The 20,108-nt window shown below is 63.7% G+C and carries 17 protein-coding genes; 10 read left to right on the forward strand and 7 right to left on the reverse strand.

Annotated elements, in window-relative coordinates; all coding sequences use genetic code 11:
* Positions 1-75: 75 nt before the first annotated feature.
* The gene (gene ehuA / locus FJ964_RS20420; protein WP_140499274.1) at positions 76-867 is read right to left on the reverse strand and encodes an ectoine/hydroxyectoine ABC transporter ATP-binding protein EhuA; all 792 of its coding nucleotides are present in this window, start codon (positions 865-867) and stop codon (positions 76-78) included.
* A gap of 222 nt (positions 868-1,089) precedes the next feature.
* Positions 1,090-2,475, reverse strand: coding sequence for a PLP-dependent aminotransferase family protein (locus FJ964_RS20425; RefSeq protein WP_140552066.1), 1,386 nt, complete (start codon positions 2,473-2,475; stop codon positions 1,090-1,092).
* Between the two features lie 83 nt (positions 2,476-2,558).
* Between FJ964_RS20425 and FJ964_RS20430 the strand changes: the two genes are divergently transcribed.
* The 4 genes from FJ964_RS20430 (at position 2,559) to FJ964_RS20445 (ending at position 7,351) form a co-directional block, all read left to right on the forward strand.
* A complete protein-coding gene (locus tag FJ964_RS20430; protein WP_140552067.1) occupies positions 2,559-3,050 on the forward strand; it encodes an Lrp/AsnC family transcriptional regulator in 492 nt (163 codons plus the stop codon).
* Positions 3,051-3,227: 177 nt separating this feature from the next.
* Positions 3,228-4,721 carry an NAD-dependent succinate-semialdehyde dehydrogenase gene (locus FJ964_RS20435; protein ID WP_140552177.1) on the forward strand — a complete coding sequence of 498 codons (1,494 nt, stop codon included), beginning with the start codon at positions 3,228-3,230 and terminating at the stop codon, positions 4,719-4,721.
* Positions 4,722-4,753: 32 nt separating this feature from the next.
* Positions 4,754-6,133, forward strand: a complete 1,380-nt coding sequence (locus tag FJ964_RS20440) for an aspartate aminotransferase family protein (RefSeq protein ID WP_140552068.1) — start codon at positions 4,754-4,756, stop codon at positions 6,131-6,133.
* A gap of 102 nt (positions 6,134-6,235) precedes the next feature.
* Positions 6,236-7,351 (forward strand): alcohol dehydrogenase family protein, encoded by a 1,116-nt coding sequence (locus tag FJ964_RS20445; protein WP_140552069.1) that lies wholly within the window; start codon positions 6,236-6,238, stop codon positions 7,349-7,351.
* Between the two features lie 68 nt (positions 7,352-7,419).
* Here the strand turns inward: FJ964_RS20445 and FJ964_RS20450 are convergent, their stop codons facing one another.
* From FJ964_RS20450 to ehuB, 5 genes are read right to left on the reverse strand one after another with little or no spacing between them, the layout of a single operon-like run.
* A complete protein-coding gene (locus FJ964_RS20450) occupies positions 7,420-8,145 on the reverse strand; it encodes a GntR family transcriptional regulator (RefSeq protein ID WP_140552070.1) in 726 nt (241 codons plus the stop codon).
* The gene (gene ehuA / locus FJ964_RS20455) at positions 8,142-8,921 is read right to left on the reverse strand and encodes an ectoine/hydroxyectoine ABC transporter ATP-binding protein EhuA (protein WP_140499280.1); all 780 of its coding nucleotides are present in this window, start codon (positions 8,919-8,921) and stop codon (positions 8,142-8,144) included. The genes FJ964_RS20450 and ehuA (FJ964_RS20455) overlap by 4 nt, the downstream gene beginning before the upstream one ends.
* A complete protein-coding gene (gene ehuD / locus FJ964_RS20460) occupies positions 8,918-9,577 on the reverse strand; it encodes an ectoine/hydroxyectoine ABC transporter permease subunit EhuD (RefSeq protein WP_140499281.1) in 660 nt (219 codons plus the stop codon). The genes ehuA (FJ964_RS20455) and ehuD overlap by 4 nt, the downstream gene beginning before the upstream one ends.
* Positions 9,574-10,302: an ectoine/hydroxyectoine ABC transporter permease subunit EhuC gene (gene ehuC, locus FJ964_RS20465; protein WP_140552071.1), complete on the reverse strand. Its 729-nt coding sequence runs from the start codon at positions 10,300-10,302 to the stop codon at positions 9,574-9,576. The genes ehuD and ehuC overlap by 4 nt, the downstream gene beginning before the upstream one ends.
* A 57-nt stretch (positions 10,303-10,359) precedes the next feature.
* A complete protein-coding gene (ehuB, locus tag FJ964_RS20470; protein WP_140552072.1) occupies positions 10,360-11,229 on the reverse strand; it encodes an ectoine/hydroxyectoine ABC transporter substrate-binding protein EhuB in 870 nt (289 codons plus the stop codon).
* A gap of 453 nt (positions 11,230-11,682) precedes the next feature.
* On the opposite strand from ehuB, the gene FJ964_RS20475 reads away from it, so the two are divergent.
* The 6 genes from FJ964_RS20475 (at position 11,683) to FJ964_RS20500 (ending at position 20,080) form a co-directional block, all read left to right on the forward strand.
* Positions 11,683-12,831 (forward strand): Xaa-Pro peptidase family protein, encoded by a 1,149-nt coding sequence (locus FJ964_RS20475; protein WP_140552073.1) that lies wholly within the window; start codon positions 11,683-11,685, stop codon positions 12,829-12,831.
* 9 nt (positions 12,832-12,840) lie between these two features.
* Positions 12,841-14,097 carry a sarcosine oxidase subunit beta family protein gene (locus tag FJ964_RS20480; RefSeq protein WP_140552074.1) on the forward strand — a complete coding sequence of 419 codons (1,257 nt, stop codon included), beginning with the start codon at positions 12,841-12,843 and terminating at the stop codon, positions 14,095-14,097.
* A gap of 12 nt (positions 14,098-14,109) precedes the next feature.
* Positions 14,110-14,376, forward strand: coding sequence for a sarcosine oxidase subunit delta (locus FJ964_RS20485; RefSeq protein ID WP_140552075.1), 267 nt, complete (start codon positions 14,110-14,112; stop codon positions 14,374-14,376).
* Positions 14,373-17,321 (forward strand): sarcosine oxidase subunit alpha family protein, encoded by a 2,949-nt coding sequence (locus FJ964_RS20490; protein WP_224713306.1) that lies wholly within the window; start codon positions 14,373-14,375, stop codon positions 17,319-17,321. Before FJ964_RS20485 ends, FJ964_RS20490 begins: the two co-directional genes overlap by 4 nt.
* Positions 17,314-17,820: a sarcosine oxidase subunit gamma family protein gene (locus FJ964_RS20495; RefSeq protein WP_224713305.1), complete on the forward strand. Its 507-nt coding sequence runs from the start codon at positions 17,314-17,316 to the stop codon at positions 17,818-17,820. Before FJ964_RS20490 ends, FJ964_RS20495 begins: the two co-directional genes overlap by 8 nt.
* Before the next feature lie 358 nt (positions 17,821-18,178).
* The gene (locus tag FJ964_RS20500; protein ID WP_140552076.1) at positions 18,179-20,080 is read left to right on the forward strand and encodes an ABC transporter substrate-binding protein; all 1,902 of its coding nucleotides are present in this window, start codon (positions 18,179-18,181) and stop codon (positions 20,078-20,080) included.
* Positions 20,081-20,108 lie beyond the last annotated feature (28 nt).

The raw sequence follows: 20,108 nt of genomic DNA on the forward strand, positions 1-20,108 counted from the left end.
TGTGTTCTTGGTTGCAGTGATCTCAGGACGGCAATGCCGCCCTTGCGGACGGTATCGCCGCCTCGGGCATGGCGGTCAGACGCGATGTCCGGCCGCGATGATCTTCTTCAGGAAACCTTGCGTGCGCTCCTGTTTGGGATGGCGGAAAATCTCGTCGGGTTTGCCCTCCTCGACGATGCGGCCGCGGTCGAAGAACAGCACCCGGTCGGCGAAGTCGTGGGCAAAGCCCATTTCATGGGTGACGAGCAGCATCGTCATGTCGGTTTCGGCAGCGAGCTTGCGCATCACATTAAGCACCTCCTCGACCAGTTCGGGATCGAGCGCCGAGGTGACCTCGTCGAACAGCATGATCCGGGGCGACAGTGCCAGCGCGCGGGCAATCGCGACACGCTGCTTCTGGCCGCCCGAAAGCTGCGCCGGCATGGCCTTGGCCTTGTCGGCCATGCCGACCATGTCGAGCAATTCCATCGCCCGCTTCTCGGCGGCGGCGCGCGGCGTGCCCTTGGTCAGCATCGGCGCCAGGGTAACGTTATCGATGACGCATTTGTGCGGGAACAGATTGAACAGCTGGAAGACCATGCCGATCTTCTGGCGCATCCTGGCCAGATGCCGCTCGTCGGCGGCCAGCAGCTGGCCGTTTCGCTCCATGTGATAGAGATGCTCGCCATCGATCTGGATGTGGCCGCCATCGATCCGCTCCAGCGTCATCAGGATGCGCAGGATCGTCGTCTTGCCCGAGCCGGACGGGCCGATCAGCGCCAGCTTCTCGCCGGGCATGACCTGCATGGACAGGCCATCCAGCACCTTGAAGGTGCCGAAGCTTTTCGAAATGCCATCGACCTTGATGATAGGCGCGGATGCGGACAAACGAATTTCCCGTGCTGGAGAAGCCTATGCCCTTAACGATGCGGAACCCGCCAAATCATGTCAATCGGGAAAATAATATCATGACAATTATTCTGATCCCGCACAATTCTTGGGCATTCAGCGCCTAGCAATGTGCCGGGATCGAGATCAAGTCGAGCCGAAATGACGGCACGGGGACGCCTTTGGCGGGTCGGCCAATCGTCTGGATAGCGGCACATCTCGCTAGATTGCGAGCAGCAGATGCTCGGGGTCGCCAAGCAGCAGCTTGGTGACAACGCCGAGGCCGGCGCGCAGTTCCCCTTCGGTGGTTGAGCCCAGCGAGATGCGCACCGCCGGTTGCCAAGGCGCTTGCGAGATACGGAAGGAGGCGCCGGGCGCGATCGCCACGCCTTGCAGGCGCGCCTGGGCGACGAAGCTCTCCTCGGCACGGTCGGCCGGCAACTGCAACCAGACATGCAGTCCGTCGCGCCGGGTGCGATAGTCGACGCCGGCCAGCACCTCGGCGACGATGTCCTGGCGTCGCCGCAATGCTGTGCGCTGCCAGCGCACGAGTTCCATCGCGGTGCCGTCGGTCACCCATTTGGTGGCGATCTCCGCCACCAGCGGCGTCGCCATCCAGTTGGAAACCAGATGGCGGTTGGCAACCGCGGCGACATAGCGGTCGGGCGCGGCGAGATAACCGATGCGCAGGCCCGGCACCACGATCTTGGTGAAAGACGTGACGTAGAGCGTGCGCTCAGGCGCGAAGGCGGCGACCGGCGGCGGCCGGTCCTCGACCAGCGGCCCCAGCACATCGTTCTCGATGATGGCTATGTCGTGCCTGCGGGCAACCGCCGCAATCTGCTCGCGCCGCGCCGCATCCATCAGCGTCGCCGTCGGGTTGATCACCGAAGGCTGCACGAACACGGCCCGGATGTCGGAGATCCGGCAGGCCTCGTCCAGCGCTTCCGGGATCAGGCCATTGCCGTCTATCGGCAGGCCTTCGAGGTTGAAGCCGAGATAGCGGGCGAGCGGCACCAGCGTATGGTGGCCGATCGCCTCGGTAGCGACGGTCGAGCCGGGCGGGGCCACGCTCATCAGCGCCACCGTCATGCCGGCGGTGGCGCCATTGGTCAGGCTGATATTCTGGGGCGAGGCATCGAGGCCGCACAGTTTCAGCCACTCGACCGCCACGGCGCGGTGGCGGGGAAACACCATGTTGGGCCGGAACGACAGCGCCGAGCTCGACGGCAGGTTCTCGGCCAGCCAGCCCAACGCCTGCTTCAGCCGCTCCAGATGCATCGGCTCGCAGACCGGCTTCAGGATCGAGAGATCGATCACCTCGCCCAGTCGCTCCGGCAGATAGGGCGGTTCCGGCTCGCGCCGCTGCGTCTGGACGAAGCTGCCGCGGCCGATCTCGCCCGAGATCAGGCCCCGGCGAATCAGTTCCTCATAGGCGCGACTGACCGTCTGCACCGATAGTTTCAACTCGTCGGCCAGCCGGCGATGCGTCGGCAGCCGCGCGCCGTTGGCGAGCCGCCCGTCATGAATGGCGCGCGCGAACTGGTCGGCCAGCGACTGGTAGGCCGGCCGCCGGATGAGCGCGGGATCGGGTTGCCACAATGTCATGACTTATTAGAGATCGAAATCAGTGCAATTGACAATCGAAATAATGCGCCGTCATGGTACAGCGGACCAAAAAGTGGACACAGATGGCCGCCGCGAAACTCGACCCGATCGACCTCAGAATCCTCGACGCCATCCAGCGTGACGGGCGCATCACCAAGCTGGCGCTGGCCGACAAGGTCGGCCTGTCGCCGACACCGTGCTGGATGCGGCTGCGCAAGCTCGAAAAGGCCGGTATCGTCTCCGGCTATCATGCCTCGATTGCCATGCGCGTTGTCGCACCCGTCGCCACCGTGCTGATGGAGGTGACTTTGGCCAGCCACCGCCAGGCCGATTTCGACCGCTTTGAGCGCGTCATCCGCGACATACCCGAGATTGTGGCCTGCTGGTCGGTGGGCGGCGGCGTCGACTATGTTCTGAAGGTGATGGCGCGCGATATCGATACCTATCAGCGGCTGGTCGATGCCTTGCTCGACCGCGAAATCGGCATCGACCGCTACTTCACCTATATCGTGATCAAGACGGTGAAGGACGAGACCGTACTGCCGCTTGCCGATCTTTTGCCGGTGCAGGCCTGAGAACGAAACGCTCGGAGAATGCGCGAAAGCACCCGCCCCACCCCTGTGGCTAGACAGATCGTCCTGCTCTCCAGCCGAATAGAGAGAATCTCTCTATATAGCTGCACCTAAACAGCCTCATCCTTCGCGCCGACGCCCCTAGTCTTGCGGCATCACCCCAATCGGGAGCAATCGATGATGTCAGCGCATTTTGCCCGTTCGCACCGCCATGAAGCGCTCGACCGCCTCGCCGACCGCCGGCTGCTGCGCGAGCTTGCCTATGTCGACGGGCACTGGACGGCAAGCGAGGCGGCGGAGAGCTTCGAGGTCACCGATCCCGCGACCGGCGCCACGGTGGCCTTCGTCGCCGCGCTCGATGGCCGCCAGACGACAGGAGCGGTCGACGCGGCGGCGCGCGCTTTCCCCGCCTGGCGGGCGCTGTTGCCGCAGGAGCGCTCGAAAATCCTGCGCAAATGGTTCGACCTCATCATCGCCGCGAAAGACGATCTCGCTCTGCTGATGACGCTGGAACAGGGTAAGCCCTTGAAGGAATCGCTCGGCGAGATCGATTATGCCGCTTCCTTCGTCGAATGGTATGCCGAGGAAGCAAAGCGCCTCAATGCCGGAAGCGTAACCAGCCATCTGGCGAACGCGGAAATGACGGTGCGGCGCGAGCCGCTCGGCGTCGTCGGCGTCGTGACGCCGTGGAACTTCCCGTCCGCCATGCTGACCCGCAAGGCGGCCGCGGCCCTTGCCGCCGGTTGCACCATCGTCGCTCACCCCTCTTCGGAAACGCCGCTCTCGGCGCTGGCGCTGGCCGAACTCGGCGAGCGCGCCGGCCTGCCCGCCGGCGTCTTCAACGTCGTCACAGGCAAGGCGTCGATCATTGTCGGGCGAATGTGCGAGGACCCTCGCGTGCGCGCGATGAGCTTCACCGGTTCGACCGAGATCGGCAGGCTGATCGCGGCCCAGAGCGCGCCGACGATGAAGCGGCTGGTTATGGAGCTTGGCGGCCACGCGCCGTTGGTCGTCTTTGCCGACGCCGACCTCGACAAAGCTGTGCGCATCGCCGTCGACGCCAAATTCGCCACGTCCGGCCAGGACTGCCTCGCGGCCAACCGCATCTATGTCCAGCGGCCCATCTACGACCGTTTCTGTGCCGCCTTCGCCAAGCGCATCGAGGCGATGCGGACCGGCAATGGCCTTGCCGGCGAAAGCGACATCGGCCCGCTAATGCATGAGCGCGCCGTCAAGAAGGTCGAGGAGCAGGTCGCCGACGCGCTCGCCCATGGCGCCCGCTGCCTCGTCGGCGGCAGAAGGCACCAGGCCGGCCCGTTGTTCTACCAGCCGACGCTGCTGGCCGACGTATCTGACGAGGCACTGATCATGCGCGAAGAAACGTTTGGTCCGGTCGCAGCCGTGACACCGTTCGACAGCGAGGACGAGGTGACCGCGCGCGCCAACGCCTCCGAATATGGCCTGGTCGCCTATGTCGTGACCGAGAACGGCGCGCGCCAGCAGCGCATGGGCCGAGCGCTGGACTACGGCATGGTCGCCATCAACCGCGTCAAGATCACCGGCGCGCCGATCCCGTTCGGCGGCGTCAAGCAGTCCGGCATCGGCCGCGAGGGTTCGCGTCACGGGCTCGAAGCTTTCACCGATCTGAAGTATCTCTGCCTGGATGTCGCATAGCTTCGTCCGGCCATCCCTCAAGGAGTCAAAAAATGCTCGACCAGTCCAACGAACTCGCCGCTTGGGACCGCGACCACTTCTTCCATCCTTCGACCCATATGGGCACGCATGCGCGCGGTGAATCGCCCACGCGGATCATGGCCGGCGGTGAAGGCGTCACCGTCTGGGACAACAATGGCAAGAAGAGCATCGATGCCTTTGCTGGCCTCTATTGCGTCAATGTCGGCTACGGCCGCCAGAAGATCGCCGATGCCATCGCCGCACAAGCCAAGAACCTCGCCTATTATCACGCCTATGTGGGCCACGGCACCGAAGCCTCGATCACGCTGTCGAAGATGATCATCGACCGTGCGCCGAAGGGCATGTCGAGGGTCTATTTCGGCCTCTCCGGTTCAGATGCCAACGAAACCAACATCAAGCTGATCTGGTATTACAACAACGTCCTTGGTCGCCCGGAGAAGAAGAAGATCATCTCGCGCTGGCGCGGCTATCACGGTTCCGGCATCATGACGGGGTCGCTGACCGGGCTCGATCTTTTCCACAATGCCTTCGACCTGCCGCGCGCGCCGATCCTGCACACCGAAGCGCCCTATTATTTCCGCCGTGCCGACCGCTCGATGAGCGAGGAGCAGTTCTCGCAGCACTGCGCCGACAAGCTGGAAGAAATGATCCTGGCCGAAGGCCCCGAGACCGTCGCCGCCTTTATCGGTGAGCCGATTCTCGGCACCGGCGGCATCGTACCGCCGCCCGCCGGCTATTGGGAGAAAATCCAGGCGGTGCTGAAGAAATACGACGTGCTGCTGGTCGCCGACGAAGTGGTGACGGGCTTTGGCCGGTTGGGCACCATGTTCGGCTCCGACCATTACGGCATCAAGCCGGACCTGATCACCATCGCCAAGGGCCTGACTTCCGCCTACGCGCCGCTGTCGGGCGTCATCGTCGCCGACAAGATGTGGCAGGTGCTGGTGCAGGGCTCCGACAAGCTCGGCTCGCTCGGGCACGGCTGGACCTATTCGGCGCATCCGATCTGCGTCGCCGCGGGTGTGGCCAACCTCGAACTGATCGATGAGATGGATCTGGTGAGGAATGCCGGCGAGACCGGCGCCTATTTCCGCGCCGAATTGGCCAAGGCCGTCAGCGGCCACAAAAACGTCGGCGAGGTGCGCGGTGACGGCATGCTGGCGGCGGTCGAGTTCGTCGCCGACAAGGACGATCGTGTGTTCTTCGATCCGGCGCAGAAGATCGGACCGCAGATCGCCACGGCCCTCGCCGCAAGCGGGATCATCGGCCGCGCCATGCCGCAGGGCGATATTCTGGGCTTCGCGCCGCCGCTCTGCCTGACGCGCGAAGAGGCTGACACCGTGGTGGCCAAGACCGCCGATGCCGTAAGGAGCGTGTTCGCCAGTCTCTAATTGTCGATGATCGGCGCTGCCCCTCATCCGCCTGCACATCCTCGTCGTTCACGGAGAGAGGGTAAAGGTGAGAGGCAGCGCCAACCTACCAAGTATTCGGAAGTGAACGCGATGACCTCTCATCCCACCCTCCCCGCCACCATGGCGGCCGTGCAGCTTACCGGCCACGGCGGCCCGGAAAAGCTTGTCTACCGCACTGATGTGAAAGTGCCTGTGCCCGCCGCCGGCGAAGTGCTGGTCAAGGTCAGCGCCTGCGGCATGAACAACACCGACGTCTGGGTTCGCCAGGGCGCCTATGGCACGGAGGAGGACGCAGGGGCCGTGTCGACATGGCGGCGTCAGGGCAACACGCTGACCTTCCCCCGCATCCAGGGCACCGACACGGTCGGAACCGTCGCTGCCGTTGGCGCAGGGGTCTCGCCTGATCGCATCGGCGAGCGAGTGATGGTCGATTTCTCGATCTACAATCGCGAGGACGATTCGCTCGCCGACATCGACTATATGGGCCACGGCCGCGACGGCGGTTACGCCGAATACCAGGCTGTGCCGGCCGAGAACGCCCATGTCGTCGACACCGACTTGAGCGACGTCGAACTCGCCACCTTCTGCTGCGCCTATCTCACCGGCGAGCAGATGCTGGAACGTGCAGGGCTCAAGGCCGGCGAACGCGTGCTGGTCACCGGCGCCTCGGGCGGCGTCGGCTCCGGCATCGTGCAATTGGCGCGGGCGCGCGGAGCCATTCCCTATGCCGTCGTCGGCAAGGGCAAGGAGCAGGCGGTGCTCGACATCGGCGCCGAGGCCGTCATCACCCGTGGCGTGGCCGACCTGCCGCACGCCGTGGCCAAGGCGACCGGCGGCCAGCCCGTCGACGTCGTGGCCGACCTTGTCGGCGGCGCGATCTTCAATGACTTATTGCGTATCCTGAGGCCCGAGGGCCGCTACACCACCGCCGGCGCGATCGCCGGCCCGGTCGTCCAGCTCGATCTCAGGACCATGTATCTCAAGCAGCTCCAACTCCACGGCTCGAGCCAGGGCACACGTGCGGATTTCCGCCGTATCGTGCGGTATATCGAGGAAGGCAAGATCCGGCCGCTGGTCGGCGGCGTCTACAGGCTTTCCGATTTCCACCACGCCCAAGCCGATTTCATCGCCAAGGACTTCGTCGGCAAGCTGGTGGTGGTGCCTGATGCCGTGGCTGAACGGCGGCACCCCGAATAAAAGGAGGGAGCAGCAGCGCTTCTCGCCGCCGGCATGACAAGCTACGTCACCGTGACAAAGGACGACCGTCAGGTCTTGCCGTCAAATTCATCATATCGGCCGGCATGGCGCATCATGCGCCGAAAGCTCATCGAGATATGGGCTCGCCTGATGTGCCCGATCGATTCCCAATCCCCGATTTCCGCGGCGGCCAGCACTTCCTCCATTTCGCGCCGGAAGGCCGTGAACTCCTCCACCAGGCCGAGCTGCGGCATCATCTTAAGGACTACGCGCGCCACCTGAAAATACAGCCTTTCGCTTATTTCGCGCAGAGGCTGGTTGCCGGTCATGCCGGACAGTTCAGTGAAGAAGTCCATATTCAATTGCAGGAAGGCACGCTGATCCGGGTTGAGCATATCGGAATCGCAGCGCGCGATGAGCGCTCGAATGCGATCGAGGTCGACCGCCGTTCGGGGAATTGGCGAAAGCTTGCCGACCAGCAGCGCGAGTTCCAGTCGCAGATGATAGACCTGTTGCAACTCCTCGATGTCGACGTCCGTGACGAGGGTGCCGACGCCGTGGACCGATTGCACAAGGCCTTCGGCCTCGAGCCGCGCCAGCACGCGTCGGACCGGTGTGCGGCTGATCTCGAATTCCTGGGCGAGTTCTTCCTCGGAGAGCCGGCTTCCCGGCGGGTAGTCGAGCAGGCAGATACGGTCGCGCAGGATCAGGTAGATGCGTTCGAACCGTTCCCGCGCCGAGAGCGGACGCGAAGGCGGCACAGTCTTGGCCGAGGCATCCGTATCAAGCGTCATCCAGCCTCCAGGACAGCGTGCAGGAACTGCCGCGTCCGCTCATTCTTGGGTGCGCCGAAAAGCTCTGCTGGCGGCCCCTGCTCGCAAATTTTGCCCTGGTAGAAGAAGCAGACGCGATCGGAAAATTCCTTGGCGAAGCCCATCTGGTGGGTGACCATGAGCATCGTCAAATCATGCTCGCGGCCGATTTGCCTTATCACTTGCAGCACTTCGCCGACAAGTTCCGGATCGAGCGCGGACGTCACCTCGTCGAACAGCATTATCTTGGGCCGCATCGCCAGCGCCCTGGCAATGGCGACGCGCTGTTGCTGGCCGCCGGAAAGCTGGGAAGGGTAGTGATCCTTCTTTTGCGACAGCCCGACCATGTCGAGAAGCTCGGCCGCCCGTGCCTCGGCATCGGCCCGCTTCATGCCAAGCACGGTCATCGGCGCCTCGATGCAATTGGCCATCGCCGTCATGTGTGGAAACAGGTTGAAGGACTGGAACACCATGCCGATCTTCGCCCGGATGCGGCGGATATGGGCGAGATTGGCGGGCACCAGCTTTCCGCCTTGCTTCATATGCGTCAGTGGCTCGCCTTCCACCCAGATGACGCCGTCATTGATCGTCTCCAGCGTCATCAGCATGCGCAGGACCGTGGTCTTGCCGGAGCCGGACGGCCCGATGACGGAAACCTTCTCGCCGCGCGCGATTTCGAGGTTCAGCCCGTCGAGCACGGTGAGCGCGCCGTAACGCTTCGAGACATTGTCGAAACGGACCATCGGTTGTTCGGTCATCGCGCGGTCCTCCGGTTGAGCAGGCGTTCGAGGGCACGGATGAGCGCGGCCGAAACCAGGCTCATGGCCAGGAAGAACAGGCCGACCAGCGTGATCGGTTCGGTGTAGCGGAAGGTTTCGGAGCCAATGATCTTGGCCGTCTGCATGAGTTCCAGCACGGCGATGGCCGACAGCAGCGGCGTCTCCTTGAACAGCGCGACGAGATAGTTGCCGAGCGCCGGCACGATCGGCGGTATCGCCTGCGGGATGATGATGTCGCGAAAGGTCGTCCAGGAGGAGAGGTTGAGCGCGATCGAGGCTTCCCACTGGCCGCGATGGATGTTGTCGAAGCCCGCGCGGTAGACTTCCGAGCAATAGGCGGCGTAGTGGATGCCGATGGCCAGAACACCGGCCGTGAATGCGTCGAGCACGACGCCGAATTTCGGAAAGACGAAATAGAGAAAGAAGATCTGGATGAGCAGAGGCGTCGAGCGGATCAGTTCGACGAGCACCGAGATCGTCCAGCCGGTCCAGGGCACTGCGATACGGATTACCGCGAGGACCAGGCCGAGCAAAGCCGCGATGACGAAGCCGAGCAGCGTCGCCTCGATCGAGACGACGGCGGCGCGTGCCAGCACCGGGAGGATCTCCGCGGCAAAACTCCAATCCCAGATCATGCCGCCCTCCCCCGCGCCAGGCCGAGCGAGGCCCGCCTTTCGAGAAGCCGCATGCCGATGGAAACAACCAGTGACATGGCGAGATACATCAGCAGCACCAGCGTGAAGATGGGAATGGTCTTGAAGGTGTTCTGGTTCATCTGCTGCGCCTTGAAGGCAAGATCGGAGAGCGTGATCAGCGAAACCAGCGCCGTCGATTTCAAAAGCTCGATGAAAAGATTGCCCCAGGGCGGGATCATGGCGATGAAGGCCTGCGGCAGGATGATCCGGCGCAGCATTTGCGCGCGGCTCATGTTGAGCGCCGTTCCCGCCTCCCATTGGCCGCGCGCGACCGACTGGATGGCGCCGCGCACGCATTCGGATCCGTAGGCGCCAACATTCAGGCCAAGCGCCAGCACCGCGACGGGAAACGCGTCGAGCGTGACGCCGAATTGCGGCAGCACGAAAAACAGCCAGAACAATTGCACGAGCGCCGAGGTGCCGCGAAAGACTTCGACATAGACAGTCGCCAGCCATCTGAGCGGCGCCGGACCATACATGCGCGCCAGCGCGGCGAGCACGCCCATGACGACCGCCAGCAGGCTGCCGAGGACAGCGATCTCGATCGTCAGGACGGCGCCCTGCAATAGTCCCGGTAGGAACAGCCTGTATGTCTCCTGCGTCGCCAGCGCCGCGATCACGGCCAGCGAAACGACCAGCATGGCAACGAGCGTGCGGATACCCATCTGCTTCTCCGAGGAAAAAAGAGGGCGGCGCTTTCACGCCGCCCAGCAGTTGGGAATTTATTCGCCCTTGCAGAGCTCCGCAGTCGTCTTGTTCGGCAGATAGTCCTTGCCGAAGCCGAGCGGCTCGACCAGCGCGATATGCTCCGGCGTACCGAGAAATTTCTTCAGTTCGGCATTGAACGCTTCCTGCAGGTCGGTGTCCTCCTTGCGGAAGCCGAAGCCGCCATGGCCCTTCACCGACTTGCCGGCAACTTCACCGAAGGGCTTGGTCGATTCGACGCCATCGGCCTTCTTGGCCATATCGGCGATCGAGAGCGCGGTTAGCGCGGCAGCATCGGCACGGCCAGACTGGACGGCCGCGACCAGGCTGGATTGGTCGGGCAAGGAAACGACTTGTCCTTGGGCAACGCCGGCGTCCTTCGCATATCCCCCCTCGACGGCGCCCGCCATCACGGCGAGCTTGAGATCGGGATTGTCCTTGATGCTCGAATAGTCCTTCACGCCTTTCGGATTGCCCTTCGCGACCAGCATGGCCTGGCCAATGCCGTAGGACGGTTCGGAAAAATTGATCTCGGCGCAGCGCTTGGGATTGATGAACATGCCGGCGGCGATGATGTCGAAGCGGCCGGCCTTGAGACCCGGAATGAGCGAGCCGAATTCGGTCAGCACGCCGTCGACCTGCGCAATGCCCATCTTGGCGAGCACCGCCTTGGCGACTTCCGGCGCTTCGCCGGTCAATTTGCCGTCAGGCGTGGCGAAACCGAACGGCGCCTCATTGGCGAAGCCGACGCGGATATAGCCGTCCTTCTTGGCGCGTTCGAGCGTCGTTTCGGCATGGGCCGGCAGTGACGTGAATGCGGTCGAGGCGAGCGCAAGACAGGCGGCGGCCTTCACGAGCGCGCGGCGGGATATCTGTGACGTGAACATGCATTCCCCTTTTCTTCTTCGATAATTTCCGGCTCCAACGACGTTTCTCCACCATCGTGTCAAGCACACTAAGAGGTATACAACTCATCTGGACATATCGCAAGACGCACTGTACGAATCTCGAAAAATCGCCGTAGATCTCGATTTGGCGGCTTGGCGATGCGCAAGTTGTGCACAATTAAGGTGTACTTTCTCGATGCAGATACGAACCGTATTTGGATGAGACAGGAAGGAAAACGGCTTTGGACGTGTCGGGCGGGTTCAGCAAGGCGGAATACGTGCAGCGACTGGCCGACGTGAGGCAAACGCATGGCAAAGGCCGGCTTCGATCTCACCATCTGCCAGGATCCCAGCGTCACCGAAGGCGGCGGCGAGCGGCTCTGCGACGTGGCCCGCGATCCCATCGTCATTGACTGACCATCAGCCCAGGACCGGCAACTCAAGGACACCTCAATGGACCGCAATCCCTTTTCCGAAGCCGAGATCGCCGGCCGCTTGTCGAAAGTTCGCACGGCATTGGTAGAGCGCGAGCTCGATGCCGCCGTCTTCGCCTCGCCGGAGACTGCTTTCTACCTCACCGGCCTCGACCATTGGGGTTATTTCGCGCCGCACCTCCTGATCGTCACGCTCGACCGGCGCCCCATCCTGGTCACCCGGTCGATGGAGAAAGTGACGATCGAGAACCAGGTGAAGGCAGCGGAATTCCGTGGCCATTCCGACAGCGAGACCGCGGCCGACCTCGCCGCGCGCATCATTTCCGAACTCGGCTTGGCAGGCAAACGAATAGGCCTCGAACACTGGACCTCCGGCCTCAGCCACGGCCTCGCCCTGAAGCTCGAGGCGCGGGCCGACGCCAAATGGAGCGACGTCTCGGGACTGGTCGACAAGATGCGGCTGGTGAAGAGCGCCGAGGAACAGGTGTTGATGCGCCGCGCCGCCAAGGTCACGGATGCCGCGGCAGGTGCCGCGATCGCTGCCATCTCCGATGGCGCCGCCGAGCAGGAGGTTGCCGCTCAATGCGTGGCGGCGATGGTGCGCGCCGGCGGCCACGCGCCGGGCTTCGGCCCGTTCATCCGGCCCGCCGCCCGGCTCGGCGAGGAGCACACGACCTGGGGCGACGGCATCTATCGCAGCGGCGAGCCGGTCTTCGTCGAACTGTCGGGCTGCGTCTCGCGCTATCACGCACCGCTTGGCCGGCTGATCCGCATCGGCAACATCAAGGACGAAGACGCAGCCATGGCCGAGGTCACTGCCAAGGCATTCGATGCCGTCGTCAAGGCGCTCGAGCCCGGCGCCAGGGCGCGCGATGTCTACGCCGCCTGGCAAGGTGTCGCCGACGAGGCCGGCCTCTCCCATTATCGTCGCCATCATTGCGGCTATCTCGTCGGCATTGGCCAGCCGCCCTCATGGACCGGCGGCAATTCGGTGACGGGCCTCAGGCACGATTCCGATCTCGAAATCGAGACCGGGATGAGCTTCCACATCCTGTCCTGGCTGATGGGAACCGGCCGCGGCGACCATTTCATCTCCAACACCGTGCTGCTGACCGATGTGGGGGCCGAAGTGCTGACCCGCACCCCAGCCGGCCTGATCGTCCGCTAGACCATGAAGATGGCGCGCTATTCGGCGTTTTCGATTTTCCGCAATGCCCTTTCCGGCCAGAAGAATTGGCAACGCGCCTGGCGCGCGGCCGAGCCGAAGCCCGCCTATGACGTGATTGTCGTGGGCGGCGGCGGGCATGGCCTCGCGACGGCTTTCTACCTCGCCGAGAACCACGGCATCCGCAATGTCGCCGTTCTGGAGAAGGGCTATGTCGGCGGCGGCAATGTCGGCCGCAACACCACGGTCATCCGCTCCAACTACCTGCTCGACGGCAACACCCAGTTCTACGAATTCTCGGTCAAGCTGTGGGAAGGCCTGTCGCGGGCGCTGAACTTCAATGTGATGTTTTCGCAGCGCGGCCAGATCGTCACCGCCCATTCGGCCGATCAGCTCGACACATTCAGCCATCGCGCCAATATCATGCGCCTGAACGGCATCGACGCCGACATTCTCGACCGCGACGCGGTGCGCCGGATGGTGCCCTATCTCGATTTCTCCGAAACCGCGCGATTTCCGATCCATGGTGCGATCCTGCAGGGCCGCGCTGGCACCGCCCGACATGATGCCGTCGCCTGGGGCTATGCGCGCGCTGCCGACGGCCACGGCGTCGACATCATCCAGAACTGCGAGGTGACCGGCTTTGTCCGCGACGGCGAAAGGATCGTCGGCGTCGAGACCAGCAAGGGCCGGATCGGCGCCGGCAAGGTCGGCCTCGCGGTTGCCGGCCATACTTCGCTCCTTGCCGCCAAGGCCGGCCTGGAACTGCCAATCGAAAGCCACGTGCTCCAGGCTTTCGTCACCGAGCCGCTCAAGCCGCTGGTCGATCACGTCGTCGCTTATGGCGCAGATCATTTCTATGTCAGCCAGTCCGACAAGGGCGGGCTGGTCTTCGGCGGCAATCTCGACGGCTACAATTCCTACGCCCAGCGCGGCAATCTCGGCGTCGTACGCGAAGTGGCGGAGGCCGCGATAGCCCTGATGCCCTGCATCTCGCGTGTCAGGCTGCTGCGCCACTGGGGCGGCGTCATGGACATGACGCCGGACGCCAGTCCGATCATCTGCCCGACCCCGATAGAAGGGCTCTATCTCAATGGCGGCTGGTGCTATGGCGGCTTCAAGGCGACGCCGGCTTCCGGCTGGTGCTTTGCCCATATGCTTGCCACCGGCAAGCCGCATCCGCTGACCGCCGCCTACGCGCTCGACCGTTTCCGGACCGGCCACACGCTCGACGAGGCCGGCGCCGGCCCCTCGGCCTGGCTGCAATAGAGAGCGAGAGAAATGCTTCGTATCGACTGCCCATGCTGCGGCCCGCGCGACCATGACGAGTTCCGCTATGGCGGCGACGCTTCCGCGGTGCGTCCGGCGCATGACGATCCCGATCCGGAGGCGTGGTACCGCTATGTCTATGTGCGCAAGAACGCGGCGGGGCTGCACCGGGAATTCTGGCAGCATGTGACCGGCTGCCGGCAATGGCTGGTCATCGAGCGCGACACGAGAAACCACGCTATCGCATCGGTCGGCTTCGCCAGGAAAATGCCAGCATGAAAATGATTGGAAATCGTCTGGCCGCCGGCGGCCGCATCGACCTCACGCAGCCGCTCCGCTTCACATTCGACGGCCGCGAGCTGGGCGGCTATCGAGGTGATACGCTTGCTTCCGCGCTGCTTGCCAATCGGGTCATGCTGACAGGCCGCAGCTTCAAATACCATCGCCCGCGCGGCATCTTCTCGGCCGGCCCGGAAGAACCCAACGCGCTAGTCACGCTCGGAAGCGGCGGACGGCGCGAACCGAACTTGCCCGCCACGACACTGGAACTGGCTGAAGGTATGGCTGCCGAAAGCCAGAACCGCTGGCCGTCGCTTGCCTTCGACATGCAGAGCGTCAACGGCCTGTTTGCGCCCCTCCTTTCCGCCGGCTTCTACTACAAGACCTTCATGGGTCCGACCCGCCGCGCCTGGATGTTTTACGAGCATTTCATCCGCAAAGCCGCGGGATTGGGCCGGGCCGGCACCGAACCCGATCCCGACCGTTACGAGACCCGGCATGCATTTGCCGATATTGCAGTCGTCGGCGGCGGCCCTGCCGGCCTGTCGGCGGCGCGCGCCGCGGCAGCCAGCGGCGCCAGGGTCGTCCTCGTCGAGCGGGATTTTCTGCTCGGTGGCCAGCTTCTTGCCGAGCGCCCCGATGGTGAGGCGGCAGCTTGGCTGACAAAGATCGAGACGGAACTTGCAGGCCAGCCCAACGTCACCGTGATGCGCAAGACGACGGCGTTCGGCACCTATGACGGCAACACGCTGGGGCTGATCGAGAGGCATGACGGCCAAGTCGCGCAAGACGCTGCTCGGCAGGTCTTCACCATGCTGCGCGCCCGCTCGATCGTCTTTGCAGCCGGAGCCATCGAGCGGCCGCTGGTGTTCTCCAACAACGATCGGCCGGGCGTCATGCTGGCGTCCGCCACCCGGACCTATCTCAACCGCTTTGCCGTGCTGCCGGGGAAAAACATCCTCGTTGCAACGATGAATGACGGCGCCTATCGCGCTGCTTTCGACCTCGCCGCCGCCGGCGCGCAAGTGACGATCGCGGACCAGCGCGGCGCTCCGCCCGCCGGTCTGGCGGCGGAAGCCGGACGCCTGAACGTAGAGATCCGCTCCGGAACCCGGATCGCCGACCTGCGCGGCAGCCATGCGGTGAAGGCAGCACAGCTTGCCGGGCCGAACGGCAAATCGGAAATCGCCTGCGATTTCGTCTGCGTCTCCGGCGGCTGGTCGCCGACCGTGCATCTCACCTCGCATCTTGGCGTCAGGCCCGTCTATCGCGACGACATCGACGGCTTCGTTCCGGGCGGCTTTCCGGCAGGCCAGTTCGGCGCCGGCGCGATGATGGGGCGCTTCTCGATCGCCGGCGCAATCGAGGACGGCCACCGCGCCGGCGTCGAAGCGGCATGCTTCTGCGGAAAGTCAACGGCGTCGCCGGCGCCGTATGAACTCGATCTCGAAGAGGCCCCGGCCGCTCCCTTTCGTGCGATCTCTTTCGCGGGGCGCGGCAAGGCCTTCGTCGATCTCCAGATGGATGTGACCACGAAGGACATCGAGCTCGCCCATCGCGAGGGCTACGAATCGGTCGAACACCTGAAGCGCTACACCACGCTCGGCATGGGAACCGACCAGGGCAAGACCAGCAATTTCGCCGCGCTTTCGGCCATGGCGGCGTTGCGCCGGGCGACGATCCCGCAAACCGGAACCACGACCTTTCGCCCGCCCTATGCGGCGGTCGCGATCGGCGCGCTGGCCGGCCGTGCCGTCGGTCGTCATTTCAAGCCGGTCCGCCGCACGCCGATGCACGACTGGCACCTGGCAAACGATGCCGAGATGCTCGAGGTCGGCCTCTGGATGCGGCCCTATTTCTACCGCGGCGCCGGATGCGATGTGAATGAAGCCTATGTCGCGGAGATGCGCATGGTGCGAGGCGGCGCCGGGCTGATGGACATTTCCACCCTCGGCAAGATCGACGTGCAGGGACCGGACGCGGCCATCTTCCTCGACCGCGTCTACGCCAACGGTTTCGCCAAGCTTCCCGTTGGCCGCGCGCGCTACGGCGTCATGCTGCGCGACGACGGCATCGTCTTCGACGACGGCACCACCACGCGCTTGTCGCAAAATCGCTTCTTCATGACCACCTCTACCGCAAGGGCCGCCGATGTCCTGTCACGGCTGGAATTCCTGCTCGACACCGCCTGGCCAGATTTGCGTGTCGCGGTCTCATCGGTAAGCGACGAGTGGGCGGCGATGTCGGTCGCCGGGCCAGGAAGCCGCGATGTCCTCGCCGCCGCCTTTCCCGCGCTCGATGTCTCCAACGAGACGCTGCCGCATATGGGCGTCATCGAAGCCGGGTTCGAGGGACGGGCCCTGCGCATCATCCGCCTCAGCTATTCCGGCGAGCGCGCCTACGAAATCTATGTCGGCGCCAGCGCCGGCGAGCAGGCCTGGAGCCGTCTCATCGAAGCAGGCGCGCCGTTCGGCCTCAAGCCCTATGGCGTCGAGGCGCTTGGTGCGCTGCGCATCGAAAAAGGCCACGTTGCCGGGCCCGAGATCGATGGCCGCACCACGCTCGACGATCTCGGCCTCGGCCGCATGGTCGGCAAACGCGGCGGATTCGTCGGCGACGTCCTGCGTCGCCGCCCGGCGTTTCAGGCGCCCGACCGCCAGCGCCTCATCGGGCTGGAATGCATCGAGGACGGCAAGCGCCTGCGCGGAGGCGCCATATTGTTCCTGCCTGGCGATGCGGTCACCGGCCACGGGCGCGGCCGGATCACCTCGGTCACCTTCAGCCCGGAACTCGGCCACTATGTCGGACTGGCGCTGTTCGCGGGCAATGCCGCGGCCGAAGGGGACGAAGTCATCGCGGCCTATCCGATGCGGACAGAGACCGTTCGCGCCCGCATCGTGCCCTCCGTCTTCCTCGATCCCAAGGGAGAGCGCATGCATGGTTGAACCTGTGCTTTCGAAGGACTTCAATCTGTACTCGTCGGATTGTCCGATCGTGCAAATCGAGAGCTGGGAAGGAACGCTGGCGAGATTCGAAGCGAGCGTCTCGCAGGCCTTGGGCGCGACGCTTCCTGCCAGCGTCGGCGAGACGGTTCGGCATGCCGGCGCTCTCATCGTCAGGATCGCCCCCCGCCGTCTTTGGCTGATCGTCGAGAGCGGTGCGGAACCGCCCGCCATTGCAATCGATCCGGAATTGGGCTGCTCGGTTCCGCTCGGCGAAGGCCGGCTGCGGTTCAGGATGGAGGGTGCGCGTCTTCGGGACATTCTCTCTGCCTGCATGCCGGTCGACTGGTCGTCCGCCGCTTCGGCCGCCGGCCGTGCCGTACAGACGTCCGTCCATCATGTGCCGGCGCTCTATCTGCGAACCGGCGAGAGCAGCTGCGACCTGATCGTGCCGCGAAGCTTCGCCCGCAGCCTTGCCGACTGGATTGCCGCCGCGCGTTAAAGCAATTCCAGGAAAGGTGCGTAACGTTTTCCGCTCGCGATTGCGTAAGGAAAAAGCGGGACCTGTTCGGCGATCCTGTCGGCCGCTGAGCCCACACTGTCCGTCGCGTGAATTCGACAATGCCTCCTGGCATGGCGAAAGCCGATCACCCTGCCGCGGGTGATGCGGCTCAACCGTCAATTATTCGCCGCCGGCACGACAGACATGATGATCTCCGTCCTGCCCGCAGCCCCGCCTCTCCTCAATATCAGGACTTCTGATACAGTCCAGATAATGCGTTGACATGACCTATGGTCTAATCGAAGATGCCTGACCTAGCGGCATGCCCTTGAGAGCAGCCGCAACGGGAGGATACGGCATGTTATCGAGGAGAACTTTCATTCTGCTCGCAGGGACGGCCCTCGCCAGCAGGAAAGCCTACGCGCAGGCGCAAATACCGACTTCGGACATTCCACGCGACCAGCTTCTGATACTCGAAAACCCGGAAGGCACGATCAAGAACGCGGGATGGTTCAACATCTGGGCCATCAACGCCGGCGGTCAGTCGACGGGTCTGCACCAGCAGGCGATGGATACGTTCTGGTATATCGATGCCGACCATGGGATCGACGGTGTCTGGGACAACTCCCTTGCTTCGGACAAGCCCCGGTACAATTCGGATTTCACTGAAATGACCGTGAAGCTGCGGTCCGGCATCTTCTGGAGCGACGGCGTCGAATTCACAGCCGACGACGTGATCTACACGGTGGAAACCCACATGAGGACCAGGGGTCTACGGTGGAGCGCGCCCATCCAGATCAATGTCGCCTCAGTCGAGAAGAAAAGTCCGACCGAGATTCTCTTCAAACTGAAAAAGCCGAACTCACGCTTCCATGCGCTGTTTACGGTCCGCTGGAACGCGATGTGGATGATGCCGAAGCACGTCTTCGAAAAGGCCGGCGACGTGCTCAAATTCGACTTCAACCCACCAGTGTCGCTCGGCGCCTACAAGCTGAGGAACTACGACCAGGGCGGCAAATGGTTCATCTGGCAAAAGCGCGATGACTGGAAACGCACCAGCGTCGCCCGTTTCGGCGAACCCGGCCCGACATATCTGGCCTATATCGATCCGGGGCCACCGGAAAAGCGGGTGATCGAGCAGCGCAACCATCAGTTGGATGTCATCCACGACACTTCGCCGGAAGGCATGTTCACGCTGGCCAAGGAATCCCCGTCCTCGACCAGCTGGTTCAAGGGCTTCCCTTACGCTCATCCGGACCCGACACTGCCGGCCGTCATTTTCAATCACCAGATCGAGAAGTTCCAGAACAAGGACGTGCGCTGGGCGTTGGCCTTGCTGATCGACATCAAGGCCCTCGACATGGCCTCGTATCGTGGCGCGGCAACGATCTCGGCGATCGGTGTTCCACCGACGGGACTTTATCCAAAATACTATTTCGAGCCCATGGAAGAATGGCTGACCAGCTTCGAGGTCGATACCGGCAAGCGAAAGATCAAGCCTTACGACCCGACAATGGGCCAGCAGATCGCGGAGATGCTGCGGCCCTCGATGGGAGACAAGGTGCCATCGAAACCTGAAGACATCGCGACCGCCATCGGGCGCGGCTGGTGGAAGCGCGACCAGCAGGCTGCCGCCGAGCTGCTGGAGAAGGCAGGCTTCACCAAAAAAGGCGACGAATGGTACCAACCCGACGGCAAGCGCTTCTCGGTCAAAGTCATGGTCGAGGGCGACCTTCGCCCGGTCATGACGCGGGCGGGCTCGCTGATCGTGCAGTTGTGGCGGCAGTTCGGCATCGACGCCCAGATCGACGTCGCGCAAGGCACTTTGATCGACCGTCGCGGCGTCGGCGACTTCGAAACCTTCATCGGGTGGAGCGTGGAGACCTGGGGCGGCCACCCCGATCTCTCCTTCTTCCTCGACAGCTGGCACTCGCAGTTCGTGGCAGAGCCCGGCAAGGTGCAGCCGCCGCGCAACTGGCAACGGTGGAAGGAGCCGCGTCTCGACAAGATCATCGAGGAGATCAGGACGATCGACTTCGATGCCCCCCGGGGCGTGGAGCTCGGTCTTGAATATCTGAAGCTCGCGACCGAAGAGATGCCCACGATACCTCTGATGTCCTACAATGTGTTCACCGTGATGGACACGACCTACTGGACCGGTTTCCCCAACGCAGAGAACGCGCCCTACACCGACCCGGTGCCGAACTGGGCCAATACCAAGTACATGATGGTGAAGCTCAAATCCACCAAGGCAGGCTAGCAGCAGACCCATCATCCTCAGGGCGGGC

It is taken from the genome of Mesorhizobium sp. B2-3-2 (assembly GCF_006442295.1).
Taxonomy (GTDB): domain Bacteria; phylum Pseudomonadota; class Alphaproteobacteria; order Rhizobiales; family Rhizobiaceae; genus Mesorhizobium.

Excerpts from the sequence above, each read along its gene's own strand:
- FJ964_RS20425 (WP_140552066.1), bottom strand. The coding sequence starts at position 2,475 with ATGACATTGTGGCAACCCGATCCCGCGCTCATCCGGCGGCCGGCCTAC.
- FJ964_RS20430 (WP_140552067.1), top strand. The coding sequence starts at position 2,559 with ATGGCCGCCGCGAAACTCGACCCGATCGACCTCAGAATCCTCGACGCC.
- FJ964_RS20435 (WP_140552177.1), top strand. The coding sequence starts at position 3,228 with ATGTCAGCGCATTTTGCCCGTTCGCACCGCCATGAAGCGCTCGACCGC.
- FJ964_RS20440 (WP_140552068.1), top strand. The coding sequence starts at position 4,754 with ATGCTCGACCAGTCCAACGAACTCGCCGCTTGGGACCGCGACCACTTC.
- FJ964_RS20450 (WP_140552070.1), bottom strand. The coding sequence starts at position 8,145 with ATGACGCTTGATACGGATGCCTCGGCCAAGACTGTGCCGCCTTCGCGT.
- ehuA (WP_140499280.1), bottom strand. The coding sequence starts at position 8,921 with ATGACCGAACAACCGATGGTCCGTTTCGACAATGTCTCGAAGCGTTAC.
- ehuD (WP_140499281.1), bottom strand. The coding sequence starts at position 9,577 with ATGATCTGGGATTGGAGTTTTGCCGCGGAGATCCTCCCGGTGCTGGCA.
- ehuC (WP_140552071.1), bottom strand. The coding sequence starts at position 10,302 with ATGGGTATCCGCACGCTCGTTGCCATGCTGGTCGTTTCGCTGGCCGTG.
- ehuB (WP_140552072.1), bottom strand. The coding sequence starts at position 11,229 with ATGTTCACGTCACAGATATCCCGCCGCGCGCTCGTGAAGGCCGCCGCC.
- FJ964_RS20475 (WP_140552073.1), top strand. The coding sequence starts at position 11,683 with ATGGACCGCAATCCCTTTTCCGAAGCCGAGATCGCCGGCCGCTTGTCG.
- FJ964_RS20480 (WP_140552074.1), top strand. The coding sequence starts at position 12,841 with ATGGCGCGCTATTCGGCGTTTTCGATTTTCCGCAATGCCCTTTCCGGC.
- FJ964_RS20485 (WP_140552075.1), top strand. The coding sequence starts at position 14,110 with ATGCTTCGTATCGACTGCCCATGCTGCGGCCCGCGCGACCATGACGAG.
- FJ964_RS20490 (WP_224713306.1), top strand. The coding sequence starts at position 14,373 with ATGAAAATGATTGGAAATCGTCTGGCCGCCGGCGGCCGCATCGACCTC.
- FJ964_RS20495 (WP_224713305.1), top strand. The coding sequence starts at position 17,314 with ATGGTTGAACCTGTGCTTTCGAAGGACTTCAATCTGTACTCGTCGGAT.
- FJ964_RS20500 (WP_140552076.1), top strand. The coding sequence starts at position 18,179 with ATGTTATCGAGGAGAACTTTCATTCTGCTCGCAGGGACGGCCCTCGCC.